The sequence below is a fragment of the Nocardia sp. CA-128927 genome (assembly GCF_050955855.1).
Lineage (GTDB): Bacteria > Actinomycetota > Actinomycetes > Mycobacteriales > Mycobacteriaceae > Nocardia.
Window position 1 is genome coordinate 1,716,792 of record NZ_CP192087.1, and the last position, 14,837, is coordinate 1,731,628.

Annotated in this window: 13 protein-coding genes; 8 read left to right on the plus strand and 5 right to left on the minus strand. The window is 66.5% G+C overall.

All coding sequences use genetic code 11. The features are described from left to right. Positions 1 to 29: 29 nt before the first annotated feature. On the plus strand, positions 30 to 509 hold the full coding sequence (locus ACQPW1_RS08085; RefSeq protein WP_433662100.1) for a MarR family winged helix-turn-helix transcriptional regulator: 480 nt from the start codon (positions 30 to 32) through the stop codon (positions 507 to 509). A 330-nt stretch (positions 510 to 839) separates the two neighbouring features. Here ACQPW1_RS08085 and ACQPW1_RS08090 read toward each other — a convergent pair whose 3' ends face one another. Continuing rightward, positions 840 to 3,719 carry an AfsR/SARP family transcriptional regulator gene (locus tag ACQPW1_RS08090; RefSeq protein WP_433662101.1) on the minus strand — a complete coding sequence of 960 codons (2,880 nt, stop codon included), beginning with the start codon at positions 3,717 to 3,719 and terminating at the stop codon, positions 840 to 842. A 141-nt stretch (positions 3,720 to 3,860) separates the two neighbouring features. Further along, positions 3,861 to 5,291: an MFS transporter gene (locus tag ACQPW1_RS08095; protein ID WP_433662102.1), complete on the minus strand. Its 1,431-nt coding sequence runs from the start codon at positions 5,289 to 5,291 to the stop codon at positions 3,861 to 3,863. A 126-nt stretch (positions 5,292 to 5,417) separates the two neighbouring features. On the opposite strand from ACQPW1_RS08095, the gene ACQPW1_RS08100 reads away from it, so the two are divergent. Beyond that, positions 5,418 to 5,987: a TetR/AcrR family transcriptional regulator gene (locus ACQPW1_RS08100; RefSeq protein WP_433662103.1), complete on the plus strand. Its 570-nt coding sequence runs from the start codon at positions 5,418 to 5,420 to the stop codon at positions 5,985 to 5,987. A gap of 3 nt (positions 5,988 to 5,990) precedes the next feature. On the opposite strand, the gene ACQPW1_RS08105 is transcribed toward ACQPW1_RS08100, so the two are convergent. Next, on the minus strand, positions 5,991 to 7,007 hold the full coding sequence (locus tag ACQPW1_RS08105; protein ID WP_433662104.1) for an AraC family transcriptional regulator: 1,017 nt from the start codon (positions 7,005 to 7,007) through the stop codon (positions 5,991 to 5,993). A 69-nt stretch (positions 7,008 to 7,076) separates the two neighbouring features. Here ACQPW1_RS08105 and ACQPW1_RS08110 point away from each other — a divergent pair, with 69 nt between their 5' ends. From ACQPW1_RS08110 to ACQPW1_RS08120, 3 genes are all read left to right on the plus strand, one after another. Next, entirely contained in the window at positions 7,077 to 8,588 is a 1,512-nt protein-coding gene (locus tag ACQPW1_RS08110) for a flavin-containing monooxygenase (protein WP_433662105.1), read from the plus strand. A gap of 101 nt (positions 8,589 to 8,689) precedes the next feature. Continuing rightward, positions 8,690 to 9,100, plus strand: coding sequence for a nitroreductase family deazaflavin-dependent oxidoreductase (locus ACQPW1_RS08115; protein ID WP_433662106.1), 411 nt, complete (start codon positions 8,690 to 8,692; stop codon positions 9,098 to 9,100). Between the two features lie 49 nt (positions 9,101 to 9,149). Further along, positions 9,150 to 10,070, plus strand: coding sequence for an LLM class flavin-dependent oxidoreductase (locus ACQPW1_RS08120; RefSeq protein ID WP_433662107.1), 921 nt, complete (start codon positions 9,150 to 9,152; stop codon positions 10,068 to 10,070). On the opposite strand, the gene ACQPW1_RS08125 is transcribed toward ACQPW1_RS08120, so the two are convergent. Next, positions 10,067 to 10,777 (minus strand): hypothetical protein, encoded by a 711-nt coding sequence (locus tag ACQPW1_RS08125; protein ID WP_433662108.1) that lies wholly within the window; start codon positions 10,775 to 10,777, stop codon positions 10,067 to 10,069. The two genes, ACQPW1_RS08120 and ACQPW1_RS08125, sit on opposite strands and share 4 nt — an antisense overlap. Before the next feature lie 83 nt (positions 10,778 to 10,860). Continuing rightward, positions 10,861 to 11,802: an alpha/beta hydrolase gene (locus ACQPW1_RS08130; protein WP_433662109.1), complete on the minus strand. Its 942-nt coding sequence runs from the start codon at positions 11,800 to 11,802 to the stop codon at positions 10,861 to 10,863. Positions 11,803 to 12,015: 213 nt separating this feature from the next. Between ACQPW1_RS08130 and ACQPW1_RS08135 the strand changes: the two genes are divergently transcribed. The 3 genes from ACQPW1_RS08135 to ACQPW1_RS08145 all read left to right on the plus strand — a co-directional run bounded on the left by ACQPW1_RS08135 (position 12,016) and on the right by ACQPW1_RS08145 (position 14,779). Beyond that, the gene (locus ACQPW1_RS08135; protein WP_433662110.1) at positions 12,016 to 12,612 is read left to right on the plus strand and encodes an NAD(P)H-dependent oxidoreductase; all 597 of its coding nucleotides are present in this window, start codon (positions 12,016 to 12,018) and stop codon (positions 12,610 to 12,612) included. Between the two features lie 187 nt (positions 12,613 to 12,799). Next, positions 12,800 to 13,885 carry a sugar ABC transporter substrate-binding protein gene (locus ACQPW1_RS08140; protein WP_433662111.1) on the plus strand — a complete coding sequence of 362 codons (1,086 nt, stop codon included), beginning with the start codon at positions 12,800 to 12,802 and terminating at the stop codon, positions 13,883 to 13,885. Between the two features lie 93 nt (positions 13,886 to 13,978). Next, positions 13,979 to 14,779, plus strand: coding sequence for an ATP-binding cassette domain-containing protein (locus ACQPW1_RS08145; RefSeq protein WP_433665183.1), 801 nt, complete (start codon positions 13,979 to 13,981; stop codon positions 14,777 to 14,779). Positions 14,780 to 14,837 lie beyond the last annotated feature (58 nt).

Genomic DNA, 14,837 nt, shown 5'->3' on the forward strand with positions numbered 1-14,837 from the left:
ATTAGTAGTTTGACTATCAAGAGGTTTGAATGTCAAGAGAAAATCTGGAGACGCTTCGTGAGCAGGTAGGACGCGAATCGCAGACTTTGCAGGCTGCCGTCGACTCTGTCGACTCGGCTGCGGCCGCCGTCCTCGGCGTCAACCGAACCGACCTGCGCTGCCTGGAGATCCTCTTGGCGGGCGACTCGACGCCGAGCGCGCTCGCGACCGCGCTGAGCCTGACCAGCGGCAGTGTGACCACGATGCTGGATCGTCTCGCCAAGCTCGACTACGTCGTCCGTCATCCCGAGCCGGGGGATCGGCGCAAGGTGCTGGTCCGGATCACGCCCGAGGCCGCCGCGAAGGCGTGGCAGATCTACGGTCCCATCGCCGAGGAGGGCGCGACAGACGTAGCGCGCTACACGGCCGATGAACTACGCACCGTCCTCGATTTCTTGCGCCGCTCCCGCGAACTCCAGGAGCGCCACCACGGCCGGATCGCCGCGTTGCCCAAGGAGTTTCGCCGCTGACCGGCCCCGATCCGGCGGATTCGGACGTCAGTTCGGAAGCCGTGTTCGGCGATCCCGAGGCCCTCGATCTCCTCGGGTCGCCCTTCGACTTGACGTTTGAGCCCTGACGGCCGGAACGGGGTCCGCGCAACGCCTCGCGCACCCCGCGAGCGCGAGTCGGCGCGGACCCGGCCGACCACTCGGTCCCAGTTCCGGGCGGTCGTGAGTCCGCACGACCCATCTCCTGCACACCAGTGGCGATGGTCGCATCGACAAAGCAGGATGCCAGCTACCGTTCAGCGGCCGATAAAAAGCGAATAAACGTTCGTTATTCGGTGGCGGCGAACCGTGTCATTCCGCGCCGGTGCCGAACAGTCGACCGATGGTCGGCGGCGAAAGTCCCGCGCGGGTGAAGATCTCGGCGGACTCCCGGAATTCCTGCTCGGCGCGTACCGGCCGACCCCGCGCCGCCAGCGCGGCGGCATGTAACGCCATCGCCCGCGCCCGATCGATCGGGTCGGCGGCCTTGGTCAGCAGGTGCAGCGCACCGGCCGCGTGCTCCTCCGCCTCGGCCACATTGCCCGCCTGCAGATGGATCTGCGCCAGCCTGGTGCGCGCCCACCCCTCCCACAGCCGCACCCCGTTGCGTTGCGCCGCGCGCACCGCCTCGGCGCCGAGTTCGATCGCGCGCCGGTGCTCGCCGCGCATCGACAACGTGGCGGCCAACTCGTGCGTGGCCCAGCCGAGCGCCACCGGATTGGACGACTCCCGCGCGAGCGCGATGGCCCGTTGCGCCATCTCCACCGCCTCGTCGTATTGCCCTGCCTCGCAGTAGGTTCGGGTGACCAAGGCCAGGCACCAGGCCTCCATCGACCGGTCGCCGAGTGTTCGGGTGAGCTGCGTGGCGTGCTCGAAATGCCGATGGGAGGCGTCCGCGTCGCCCATCCGCCGCGCCGCGACGCCGAGCAGCACCGACGCGAGCACCGACAGCCTGCGGTCGACATCGTTGGTCGGCGGACCGGAAACGGCGTGCAGGTGCGGCAGACTCGCCTCGACCTCGCCGAGCCCGACCTGGAGCAGCGCGCCGAGCGCGGTCCTGATGCGCCGTTCGGCGGCCAGGTTGTCCTCGGCAATTGCGCTCTCCAGCAACGACTCCAGCGCGCGCGACAGCTCGCGCGCGCCGGTGCCCGCGTCCATCAGCTCGGCCATCACCCAGGCCAGATCGGCGGCCACATCGAGCGCGCGCCGGCCGATCCGCGCCGCTTGCTGATGCAGCGCGATGACGACCGGGCGTTCGATGTCGTTCCACGCCTGCCCATCCGAGCCGCTGTCGAACGCGCGGCCCGGCACAGCGGTCTCGACGAGCAGCCGGGTGGTATTGCTGTAGTCGATCGCGCTGAGCAGGTTCTTCGCGCTGGCCAGGTGGTAGTCGAGAACCCGGACCAGCACGGCGGATTCGTCCTCGTCGGCGACCCCGCGCGCGAAAAGCCGTAGCAGGTCGTGGAATCGGTAGCGGCCGGGTGCGGTGGTCTCCAACAGGCTCAGGTCGACCAGGGATTCGCACACCTCCTCCGCGTCCGGCGGGCAGATGCCGAGGATCGCCGCGATGGCGTCGATGGACAGATCGGGCACGTCCGCGAGCGCCAGTGTGCGAAATGCCTTGGCCTGCTCGGCAGAAAGCTGGCCGTAGCCGAGCCGGAACACCGCCTCGACCGTGAGCTCGCCGGTCTTCAGCACGTTCAGCCTGCTCTTCTCGTCGGCCAGCCGGTCGGCGAACGACGCGATCGTCCACTGCGGCCGCACCGCGAGCCGGGCACCGACAATGCGCACCGCCAGCGGGAGCAGCCCACAGTGCGCGACCACCGCGCGCGCCGACTCCATCTCGGCGACAACGCGATCCGCGCCGAGGATGCGGACGAGCAGTGCCATCGCCTCCGCCGTCTCGAGCACGTCGAGCCGGGTGCGGGTGACCGCGGGCAGCTCGGTGAGCGCGGACCGGCTGGTGATCAACACCGCCGACCCGGCAAGCAGCGGCGCCACCTGCGCGTAGTCCCGAGCGTTGTCGAGCACCATCAGTATTCGCTTGCCGGACAGGCGGGTTCGCAGTTCTGCGGCGCGATCGTCGACGGTGGACGGAATGTCGCCCTCAGCGGTGCCGAGGGCGCGCAGGAAGCCGCCGAGCGCCGCGCCCGGGGGAGTGGGCACCGGGTCGACGCCGTGCAGGTTCGCGTATAACTGCCCGTCCGGGAACCGATCCCGGACTCGATGCGCGACGTGCAGGGCGAGGGTCGTCTTGCCGACGCCGCCCATGCCGCCGACCGCGGAGATCGCCACCGCACTGCCCGCACCCGTCAGCTGCGCCGCCAAGTCGTCGACCAGCCGGTCACGGCCGGTGAAATCGGCGATGTCGGGCGGCAATTGGGCGGGCACCGGTTCGGGTGCGTGCTCCGCCGACGCGCGGGGTTCGGCGATCACGGGCATCGCGCCGCGCAGGATCCGCTCGTGCACCACGGTCAGCTCTGGTCCCGGCTCGACGCCGACACCGTCCACCAGTGCCCGGCGCGCCTGCGCGTAGGCGTCCAGGGCATCGGACTGGCGGCCGCAGTTGTACAGCGCGGTCATCAGCAGCGCCCGAAACCGTTCGCGCAGTGGATGTTCCTCGATCAACGCGCCGAGCTCGGCGACGGCGTCGGAGCTGCGGCCGGTCTCGATATCCAGTGCGAGCCGATCCTCCAGGATGGCCAGCCGCCACTGCTCCAGCCGCGAGCGCTGCCGCTCCGCGAACGGACCGGGCAGCCCGCTCAGTGCGGTGCCCTGCCACTTGCCGAGCGCGGCAACCAGATTCGCCCGGGCCGCGGCGGGGTGGCTGTCGCGGGTCTGTCCGGCCGCGGCGACGAGCCGCTCCACCTCGGCGACATCGGTCGATCCGGGCGGTATTCGCAGTGCGTAGCCGTCCCCGATGGACACCAGTACGGTCGACTGACCGCGCGCGACCCGATCGGGTTCCAACGTCCGGCGCAACTGGGCGACATGGGTGCGCAGCGCGGCGATCGCGCGTGGCACCGGCTGCTCACCCCAGATACCCTCGACCAGTTCGGCCGCCGTCACCGCGCTACCGGCACGCAAAAGCAGGGCCGCGAGCACGGCCCGACGCTGTGGCGGTCCGAGCTGCAGCGCTGCCTCCCCGCGCCATGCCCTGACCTCGCCTAACAACACGAACTGCAACAACACCTCCCGAACGCTGGGAGTGTACGTTGCGCCGCACCGACGCGCCTCGACCGAGCAGTAGATCGCGGCGTGGCCGATGCCGGAAAGCCGGCGGCCCCGCGCCACGGGTGGGCGTTGGACCTCCGGCTTCCGGCATCGATGGGGTCAGGTGGTCGATCGGTTGCTGCGGAAGGTGAGCGCGACGAGGAAGGTCAGCACGGCGATGCCGACCGCCGCGGCGAATGCCGTCGTGATGCCGGTGACCAGAACCTGTGCTGCCGATCCCGTCGCGCCGTGCGTCGCCGTGCCGAACACGGTCACCAGGATGGCCAAGCCGAGCGAGGAGCCGGTCTGCTGCAGCGTTTGCAGCGCACCGCCCGCCGCCCCGGCCTCACTCGGCGGCACGCTCGACATGATGATCACGTTCAGCGGCGAAAACGCCAGTCCGATACCGAGTCCCATCAACAGCATCGCCACGAACAGCAGCGGGAAGTATCCGCTGTCGGTCGTCAGCTGGGTCAGCAACGCCAACCCGGAACCCATCAGCGCCGTGCCGATCAGCGTCACCGGCTTGGGCCCGAATCGCGGCAGCAGCCGAGGGATCAGCCGGATCATCGTGAACATCAGCAACGCGGTCGGCAGGAACGCGAAACCCGTTGCCAGCGCGCTCAATCCGCGCACTTCCTGGAGATACTGGGTCAGGAAGAAGAACATCGACATGCCTGCCATCGGCCCGAGGAACATGTTGGCGTAGGCGGCGGCGCGATTGCGGTCGGTGAACAGTCGCAGCGGCAGCAATGGTTGTGCCGTCCGCAGCTCGATCATCAGGAACGCCGCCAGCAGGATCACGCCCGCGGCGAGCGAGATATCGGTGGTCTCGTTGCCCCAGCCGTTCGAGGCGGCGCTGATGAAGCCGTAGACCAGCGCGGCGACACCGCCGGTCGCGGTCACCGCGCCGGGCAGATCGAGGCGGGCGGGCTGGCGCACCGCATCGGGTAGGTACCGCAGTGCGAGCAGGACGACGACCAGCCCGAAGGGGACGTTGATGAACAGCACGGACCGCCAACTCAGCCATTCGGTCAGCAGGCCGCCGAGGATGAGGCCGATCGCGAAGCCTGCGCTGGACATGCCGGAGAACAGCGCGAGCACCCGGATCCGGGCCTTGGGTTCGGTGAATGTCGTGGTCAGCAGTGCGAGGGTGCTCGGGCCCGCCATGGCCGCGCCGATGCCCTGCACCACGCGGGCGATGAGCAGCCAGGTCGCCGACGGTGCCAATCCGCCGGCCAGCGAGGCCAGGGTGAACAGGGTGGTGCCCGCGATGAACAGGTTGCGCCTGCCGAACAGGTCGCCTGCGCGCCCGCCGAGCAGCAGCAGTCCGCCGAAGACGAGGGTGTAGGCGTTCATCACCCAGGACAGGCCGGTGGCGCTGAATTCCAGGTCGGTCCGGATGCGCGGTAGCGCCACGTTCATCACGGTGATGTCGAGGATGATCATCAACTGGCAGGTCAGCAGGGTGGTCAGCACGAGGCCGGTACGGAGCGGCCGGGTTCTGACAGCGGACGTCGTTGTGCCCGCGGAGATGGTGTTCGTGGACAAGAAGCGCTCCATCGAGTCGTGAGCTAAACGGAGAGAGTCTCCGTTTTCGATAGAGCTATCATATGGAGAGATTCTCCGTTTACGCAAGACTAACCGGAGACTTCATCCGTTTCTACTGGAGGGCTCGTGGACGTACCGTCGACGGCGCGGCCGATGCGGGCCGATGCGCGGCGCAACTATGTGCGGATCGTCGAGTGCGCGCGCGAGGCGTTCGCCGAAGACGGGCCGGAAATGCCCCTCGATGACATCGCGCGCCGTGCCGCCGTCGGGCCCGGAACGCTCTACCGGCACTTCCCGAATCGGGAGGCGCTCATCGAAGCGGTGTATCGCGACAGCATCGAACGGCTGAGTCAGCGTGCTCACGAACTGCTCGAAACCCATTCACCCGCAGAAGCATTCGAGCAATGGATGCGCGAGCAGGTGAAGTTCGTGATGGACAAGCGCAGCCTCACGACCACGCTGAAGGCGTTGATCGACCACGACTCCGAGACCTTCGCCCTGTGCCGGACCTTGATCAACGACGCGGCCGGGGAGCTGTTGACAGCCGCCCAGGACGCGGGCGTGATCCGGACCGATATCGAGCCACGCGACATGCTCCGGTTGGGGCACGGCATCGGGATCGCCTGTGAGAAGACGCCGGAGGCGGCCGAACGACTGCTCGGTGTCACGCTCGACGGATTGCGCGTTTCCCGGTAGTCGTCACGCTCGACTGTTCGCGCCCTCGCGGCGCACCGCGGTCGGCGTTGTGCCCCACCATCTTCGGCAGCAGCGGGTGAAGGTCGACTGCTCGGAGAGTCCGATGACGGAGGCGACCTGGCTCATCGGCATGTCGGTGGTGGTGAGGTAGCGGCGGGCTTCGTCGCGGCGGACGTCGTCGAGGATCGTGGCGAACGAGGTGCCCTCCGCGGCCAGGCGGCGTTGCAGGGTACGTGGGTGGACGGTCAATAGCCTTGCGACGGCACCGATTTCGGGTGGGATGGTACCGAGTAACTGTTGCACGGTGGCGCGCACCTTGGGCACGACCGAGGCGTCGATGCCGCCCGCCTGCTCCGCCAGGAACGCCATCGCCAGCCGGTGCAGGTTCTCGTCGCCGCCGCTCAGCGGTAGCGTCGGCAGGTTTCGCGGCACCCGCAGCGCCGCGTACGGCCGGTTCGTGCGCACCGGTGCGCCGAAGAACTCCTCGTAGCGGGCGATCGGTGCGGTCGGTCGGTACGGCAACTCGACCGAAAGCAACCGGTATCGGTCCTCGACCAAACGCTGAATTGTGTGGTGTACGAACGCAAGTCCGAGATCTGTCGCCTGGATCGGCGACAGCATTCCGGGCTGGACGCCGTAGTGCAGCGCGATCACCCCGCGATCGCCGTACGGGTCCGGCTCCGGGGTCAGGGTGAGCGCGCGGGCATGCAGGAACAGGTAGCGCGCCGAGCATTCCAGGACGTGCGTCAGCGACGGCGAATTGCGGATGGCCAGGGCCAGCGGGCCGAGCATGTCGAGGTCTTGGCGGCGGGAAATGCGCAGGCCGAGGTCGGGGCAGTCGAGCCGCTGCGCGGCCAGCTCCAGCACCGCGGCCAGCGCTTGATCGGGGACGAGCAGATCGTCGGTGTCGAGCGCGGCGATCGGCAGGCCGCAGGCGGCGGCGAACTGCTCGGCATCGCCGCCCAGTTCGGCCACCGTGGCGCGGAAGCCGCGCAGTCCCGCCGATCGGATCACCGTCATGTCGTCCAGAGTCAAATACTTGTCGTGCAAAGTCAAGAATGCCGGTCGATCCGGTCGCAGACTGGAGCCATGAACGAGACTGTCGTAGCCCCCGAACACCTCGATGTCGTGATCGTCGGCGCGGGACTGTCCGGTATCGGCGCCGCCTACCGGTTGCAGACCGAGTGCCGCGGCAAGACCTACGCCATTCTCGAGGCCCGCGCCGCGATGGGCGGCACCTGGGATCTGTTCCGCTATCCCGGCATCCGCTCGGACTCCGACATGTTCACCCTCGGTTACCCGTTCAAGCCGTGGCGCGAGGCCAAATCGATCGCCGACGGGCCGTCGATTCGGCGGTATATCAACGAAACCGCTGCCGAGTTCGGCATAGACCGGCACATCCGCTACCAGACCAAGGTGGTCGGTGCCGACTGGTCGAGCGAAACCGCCCGCTGGACACTGACTTTGGAAGAGCGCGACGCGGCGGGCAACACCTCGCGGCGCGAGCTGACCTGTGGCTTCCTGTACGCGTGTGCGGGCTACTACAACTACGACCACGGCTACACGCCCGAATTCCCAGGTCTCTCTTCGTTTTCCGGTCAGGTGGTGCATCCGCAGTTCTGGCCCGAGGATCTCGACTACACCGGTAAGCGCGTTGTCGTGATCGGTAGCGGTGCCACCGCGGTCACCCTCGTGCCTTCGATGGCCAAGGAAGCCGAGCTGGTGACCATGTTGCAGCGCAGCCCGACCTGGATCAGCGCGGTCCCCGGGCGCGACAAGCGGGCGGACAAGATCCGCGAGCTGCTGCCGCCGAACCTGGCGCACCGTTTGATCCGCACCAAGAACATCCTGTTCACCATCGGCTTCTACCAGTACTGCCGTCACCGCCCGGCCGCCGCGCGCAAACTGCTCACCGCCCTCACCACTCGAATCCTCAAGGACGAGAAGCTGGTTGCCGAACACTTCACGCCCACCTACAACCCGTGGGACCAGCGCCTGTGCGCTGTGCCCGACGCCGACTTCTTCCGGGCGATGAAGAAGGGCCAGGCCGAGGTCGTCACCGACCACATCGATACCTTTGTGCCGGAAGGCATTCGGCTGAAGTCCGGCCGAATCCTGCAGGCCGACATCGTCGTCACCGCCACCGGCCTGCAAATGCTGCCCTTCGGCGGCATCAGCCCGCGCGTCGACGGCGCACCGGTCGCGCTGTCCGACCAATTCATCTGGCAGGGTGCGATGCTCACCGGTCTGCCCAACTTCGCCGTCTGCGTCGGCTACACCAACGCCTCCTGGACGTTGCGCGCCGACCTCAGCTCCCGCCTGGTCTGCAAGATCCTCAACCACATGGACCGCCGCGGTTACGCCGCCGTCGTCCCCGAGCCCGACGGCGAACTCAACGAACAACCGCTGCTCGAACTCGCCGCCGGTTACATCCAGCGCTCGATCGGCGACTTCCCGCACCAGGGCGACCGCCACCCGTGGAAGATCCGCCAGAACTACCTGCTCGACTCCGCCACCACATTGCGCACCGATCTGAACAAAACCCTCGCCGCCACCCCGAAATCGGCGGTTCGCGAACCCGTTCTGTCAGCGGTGCGCTGAGCCTTCGGCGGGCCGTTGGGTGCACGATTGGCGCCGCGTGTGGCGGACTTCTGGATAGGCTCAGCCAACGGAGTCGATTCCTCTCACCAAAGGAGCCCCGCATGGCCGACTGGAACTCGCAAATCATCGAAGAATTCCACCGCAACGCAGGCAAGGTAGGCGGCCCCTTCGAACGCCGCGATCTGCTCCTCCTGACCACCACCGGCGCCAAATCCGGCCTCCCCCGAACAACCCCCGTCGCCTTCATCCGCGACCAAGACCACGTTGTCATCATCGCCTCCAAAGGCGGCGCCCCCACCAGCCCCGACTGGTACCACAACCTCCGCGCCAACCCGGAGGTCACCGTAGAAATCGGCACCGAATCCCACAAGGCCACCGCCACCCCCATCACCGAAGGCCCAGAACGCGACCGTCTCTACGCCGCCATGGTCGAGGTAATGCCCGGCTTCGCCGAATACGAACAAAAGACCGACCGAGTAATCCCCGTAGTAACCCTCACCCTCGAGAACTGACGAACACTCCTGGGCCCTCCACCGGCCAAGGAGTAATAAGGTCGAATCCATGCGATACGCGATCTCGATTCCGCAGTATGCACCTGATGGCACCTTTCAGCCGAGGGAGCTTCGGGAGTATCTGGGGCGGGCGGAGGAGTTGGGGTTCGAGGGGGCTTGGATGACTGAGCAGGTGTTGGGGACGGCGCCTGCTTTGAGTCCGTTGGAGACGTTGGCGTTTGCCGCTGCCAGTAATGAGGGGTTGCGGTTGGGGTGTGCGGTGTTTGTTACGCCGTTGCATAATCCGGTGCATTTGGCGAAGCGGATCGGGACGTTGGATCAGTTGAGTCGGGGGCGGCTCGAGGTGGGGGTGGGGATTGGGGGCCGGAACAGGATGTTTTCGGCGTTTGGGGTCGATCCTGCGGACAATCTGGTGCGGCGGTTCAATGAGGGGCTGGAGGTGATGAAGGCGCTGTGGACTCAGGCGGAGGTTGATATCGACGGGGAGTTCTGGCAGTTGGCTGGGGCGACGATGGAGCCGAAGCCGTTTCAGAAGCCTTATCCGCCTTTGTGGTTCGGTGGTAGTAAGCCTGCGGCGCTGCGGCGGGCGGTTCGGCAGGGGGATGGGTTCTTCGGGGCTGGGTCCTCGACGACCGCGCAGTTTGCCGAGCAGGTGCCGGTTGTTCGCGCGGCGCTCGCCGAAACTGGCAGGGATGCAACGGATTTCCGTATCGCGAAGCGGGTCTATATCGCGGTCGATGATGACGTCGACCGCGCCCAGCGTCGGATGACCGAGGCGCTGATCTCTCAATACGGTGATTACGGCAAGAGTTTGCTGCCCGTCGCCGTTTGTGGACCTCCGGACACCTGCATCGAGGGACTGCGCGCGGTAGCTTCAGCCGGAGCCGAAATGATCCTGATCAACCCGCTTTTCGACTCGGCGGCTCAGATGGAACGGATCACCGCCGAGGTACTGCCGCACGTCGCCTAGGTCGCGGCAACCCAAACTCGCAGCGGGCCAACAGGCATGCAGCCATGGTGGATGGCCGCAGTCAAGTCCTCGTCTTGCTCGTAACCGACGATGTCTCGGCCAGGCCGCAATTGGTAGATCGTGCTGAGGCATCCAGCCCAAGCATCCGTTGCCGCGATCCCTGAGTGGAACAGATTGGATACGCCAACCACGTTCTTGCTCAGATGGGCGATCGCTCCGGCGGTGAGCAGGTCGCCATCCCAGCAACCGAGTATCGCCACCGAGTCGTCGGTCAAGAGCTCCGGTCGAAATACCTTGGGGTTAGCGGGATCCCAGGCGGTCGCCCAGTCAGACAGCCCGGCAGGATCATCGACCAGCTTCCAACGGTGCGGTGCAGCGGGTGGCCGATGGTCAGCCGGTCGATAGATCCACTGTGCCTCGAAGAGGACATGGAAGCCGTGGCGACTGAGATCCAGGCACGCGAAACTGTCCTTGATCGAGGCTCCGCGCGTGGTGCAGTCGATTTGACCCAGCAACTGCTCCGCGGACGTGTGCGCGCTGAGCGTCACCGCGTCCGGATACAACGGCGGGGTCCGACGGGCACTCGTCCACGCGGCGGCATCGAATTCGCCGGTCAGCCCGTGCGACCGGCACACCGCGTCACACCACTCGGCATTGTCGAGCGCGGCAGCACGCACCCACTTGTCCCGGTCGAGCTGTGCTATCACGACGCGCATCATGACAGGTCCACGCGCTCACGGTCGAGCCGTTTGGGCGCTGCTACACGCCGGCCGATCTGCTTCTCAGCGGATCAGGGTGCGCCGACCGAGTTGAGGAGCATCGGGAGGGCGTTCTGCATCTGCACCTTCCATGCGTCCCAGTTGTGACCTTGGCCAGCCACGTAGCGTTCGTCAACCTGTGCTCCCAGTTCTTGCAGGTGGTCGACGAAACGGTAGTTCTGTTCGTACGCAAGGGCTTCGACGCCGTCCCCCTTCCCGTAGGAGACGAAGAGCGGAATGTTGGTCAGCTTGGCGGCTTGGCTGTAGGGGTTGTTGGCGACCCAGATGTCGCGATGGGTCGCGTAATCGCCCCAGACTCGTTTCCAGTCGGCGGCGCAGCCCTGTCCTGGCTTGTCGGGTTCCCCGGGGGCACCCGACTCGTGCAACGGGTCGACGTTTCCGCTGAACGAGGCGGCGGAGTTGAACCAACCCTGTTGGGAGGCAGCGAACTTCATGGCCCCGAGCCCGCCCATGGAGTTGCCTGCGATGGCGCGGGTGGTGTTCGCGTGGTAGGTCGATTCGAGGATGGTCCGGACGTCGTCGAGCAGATACTTCTCCCATGCCGGTGGACCGCCGTGCCCGTCGTTGTACCAGTCGGAATAGGCACTGCACCAGCTGGTTTCGGGCAGTACGAAGATGGCGTTCTTGCCCGCGGTGAGCGCTTCGAGGTTGCCCTTGTCGGTCCAGGACTTGTGGTCGTCGAACCCGCCGTGCAGCACCCAGACGGTGGGCCAGCTACGCGAGGATTCCTTGGTCCAGCCGGGCGGCAGTAGCAGCCGAACCACCTTCACGGACCAGTCCGGACCTTCCAGATCGGGGGAGGAGATGCCGATATCGAGGATGCGGTCACTGACCCGGGTCTCCCAGCGGACGGTGCCCGCCGCAGCATCGGCGGGCGCGTCGACTGTGAAAGGCAATGTCAGGCTGGCGATTACGGTGGCGATGGCCAGGGTGAAGCGGCTGAGTCTGGGCAACGGGAGATCCTTTCCTCCGGGGTCGGCTACGAACTTGTTCGACCCCGCAGAGTGAATCTAGAGCAGAACGACACTCTGCGAATAGCGTTGTTCGCAAATTAGGAGATCTCACGATTCGTCAGAATGCGCCCGAATCACCGTGCCGAACAGTGCTTCTCGGCCACGCAGGCCTGGTAGACGGCAATGGCAGGCCTATCCGGCACAGTGATCCGCATGCGTATCGCGGTGTACCTCGCCCATCCCGGGGCTGACAGTTTCAACAAAGCGCTCTTCGATGCGGTGATCGATGAGCTGCGGAGCCGAGCGGTCGAGGTCGTGCCGCACGACCTGTACGCGGAGGGCTTCGACCCGATGCTCGCCGCAACGGAAACCGAAACCGTCGACACCCCGCAGCCGGGCGACGATCTGGTCCGGCACCACCAAGCCGAACTGACCGAGCTCGATGCCCTGATATTCGTCCACCCGAACTGGTGGGGCATGCCCCCGGCGATCATGGCCGGCTGGGTGCAGCGCGTGCTCACCCCCGCCGCGGCATACAAGCTGGCCGACGCCGCCGGTGAGCCGATCGGCTTGCTGCGAGCCCGGCGTGCCCTGGTCCTCAACACCTCCGACACCACCGAGGACCGGGAGCGCGACGTCTTCGGCGACCCGTTGCACCAGATCTGGTCGGCCTGCGTGCTGCCCTACATCGGCGTGGATGACTTGCGCCGCAAGGTATTCCGAACGGTGACGGACTCGACCGCGGAAATGCGTGCCTCCTGGCTGCGCGAAGCCCGCGTCCTGGCAGCCGCGCTCGCGGCAGGCAACTGAGCCCGCATACGCCCCTCGGCACGTGAGCAGATGCTTACGTGTCCTGATTGTTATCTCAAACAACAAATTGGTCGCTTGAACAGGTTGTGCTCTGGGTCACAGTCGAATATGTTGCAGCGAACAACATTCGCTCGACCTCGACCGCCCGGGCACTCCCCGGGGCGGTGGTTCCACGAAAGGCCCCCTCATGCGTAAGGGCATTCTCGGCGTTGCGGCAGTCTCCGTCGCCGTGCTTACCTCGTTGACTTTGACTGCTTGTGGTGACGATTCGAAAAGCTCGGGCGGTGGCGGCGCCAAGATCGGCGTGATCCTGCCGGACAGCAAGACCTCGGCCCGCTGGGAGACCGCGGACCGGAAGTACCTGCAGCAGGCGTTCGACTCGGCCGGCGTCAAGGCCGACATCCAGAACGCGCAGGGCGACAAGACCGCCTTCCAGACGATCGCCGATCAGATGATGACCAACGGCGCCTCGGTGCTGCTGATGACGAACCTGGACAGCGGCACCGGCAAGGCCGTGATCCAGAAGGCCAAGGCGCAGGGCGTCACAGTCATCGACTACGACCGGCTCACCCTCGGCGGCGGCGCGCAGTTCTACGTGTCGTTCGACAATGTGAAGGTCGGCAGCCTGCTCGGCGAGGGCGTGGCGAAGTGCCTGACGGACAAGAACGCGGCCAAGCCCGTCGTTGCCTACCTGAACGGCGGCCCGACCGACAACAACGCCACGCTGTTGAAGACCGGCTACGACGGGGTGCTGAAGCCGAAGTTCGACGCGGGCCAGTTCGTGAAGGGCCCGGACCAGGCGGTGCCGGAATGGGATAACACCCAGGCGGGCACCATCTTCGAGCAGATGCTCACCGGTACGCCGAACATCGGTGGCGTGGTCGCCGCCAACGACGGACTCGCCAACGCCGCGATCGCGGTGCTGGAGAAGCAGAAGCTCAACGGCCAGGTTCCGGTGAGCGGCCAGGACGCCACGGTGCAGGGCTTGCAGAACGTCCTGAAGGGCGATCAGTGCCTGACCGTGTACAAGGCGATCAAGAAGGAAGCCGAGGCGGCGGCCGAGCTGGCCATCGCGCTGACCAAGGGGCAGCAGGGTCAGGCGAACGGCACCGTGAAGGATCCCGAGGCGAAGACCGATGTGCCGTCGGTGCTGTTGGAGCCCAAGCCGATCTATGTGCAGCAGGTGAAAGACGTTGTCGCGGACGGCTACGTCACCAAGGCCGAGCTGTGCACCGGCGAGATCGCGAAACTCTGCGCGGACAACGGCATCTGATCGCACCCAGCCCCTTCCGCCGTTTCGATGAGGGGACGGCGGAGGGGGCCCTTCTCAGGAGCAGCAATGACTGAAGCATCGCACAGCGATTCGATGAGGGGTGGTGGCCGGGTGACGGGTGGGCCCGATACGCCGGTAGTCGAATTACGCGGCCTAGAAAAGAGTTTCGGGCCGGTTCACGTCCTGCACGACGTCGCCTTCAGCGCCTACGCGGGCGAGGTGACGGCGCTGGTCGGCGACAACGGGGCCGGAAAGTCCACGCTCGTCAAGTGCATCGGCGGCACTCACCCGATCGATGCGGGCGAATTCCTGTTCGAGGGCAACCCCGTTCAGGTGCACAGCCCGCGCGACGCGGGCGCGCTCGGCATCGAGATCGTGTACCAGGACCTCGCGCTCTGCGACAACCTCGACATCGTCCAGAACATGTTTCTCGGCCGCGAGCGCAAGAACGGCATTGTGCTCGACGAGTACGCGATGGAGGAGCTGGCCGGAAAGACGTTGGCCAGCTTGTCCGTTCGGACCGTCAAGAGCGTCCGGCAGCAGGTGTCGAGCCTGTCCGGTGGTCAGCGGCAGACCGTCGCGATCGCGAAGGCCGTGCTGTGGAACAGCAAGGTGGTGATCCTCGACGAACCGACCGCCGCGCTCGGCGTGCAGCAGACCCAGCAGGTGCTGGAGCTGGTACGCCGTCTGGCCGACCGCGGCCTCGCGGTGGTGCTGATCTCGCACAACATGAACGACGTCTTCGCGGTCTCGGATCGGATCGCGGCGCTGTACCTGGGCCGGATGGCCGCCCAGGTCCGGACCTCCGACGTGACCCACGGGCAGGTCGTCGAATTGATTACGGCAGGCCGCAGCGGCGCACTGGGCCTGGACGCGAATGGAGTCAAAGGATGAGCGAGCGTAGCGAGCGAACAATCAGCGCAGCCGCCCCGGCGGTCATGCCGGAGCCGAG

What these genes read in the sequence shown, in the direction of transcription:
- ACQPW1_RS08085 (WP_433662100.1), top strand. Translation starts at nt 30, where the DNA reads ATGTCAAGAGAAAATCTGGAGACGCTTCGTGAGCAGGTAGGACGCGAA.
- ACQPW1_RS08105 (WP_433662104.1), bottom strand. Translation starts at nt 7,007, where the DNA reads ATGACGGTGATCCGATCGGCGGGACTGCGCGGCTTCCGCGCCACGGTG.
- ACQPW1_RS08110 (WP_433662105.1), top strand. Translation starts at nt 7,077, where the DNA reads ATGAACGAGACTGTCGTAGCCCCCGAACACCTCGATGTCGTGATCGTC.
- ACQPW1_RS08115 (WP_433662106.1), top strand. Translation starts at nt 8,690, where the DNA reads ATGGCCGACTGGAACTCGCAAATCATCGAAGAATTCCACCGCAACGCA.
- ACQPW1_RS08120 (WP_433662107.1), top strand. Translation starts at nt 9,150, where the DNA reads ATGCGATACGCGATCTCGATTCCGCAGTATGCACCTGATGGCACCTTT.
- ACQPW1_RS08135 (WP_433662110.1), top strand. Translation starts at nt 12,016, where the DNA reads ATGCGTATCGCGGTGTACCTCGCCCATCCCGGGGCTGACAGTTTCAAC.
- ACQPW1_RS08140 (WP_433662111.1), top strand. Translation starts at nt 12,800, where the DNA reads ATGCGTAAGGGCATTCTCGGCGTTGCGGCAGTCTCCGTCGCCGTGCTT.
- ACQPW1_RS08145 (WP_433665183.1), top strand. Translation starts at nt 13,979, where the DNA reads ATGAGGGGTGGTGGCCGGGTGACGGGTGGGCCCGATACGCCGGTAGTC.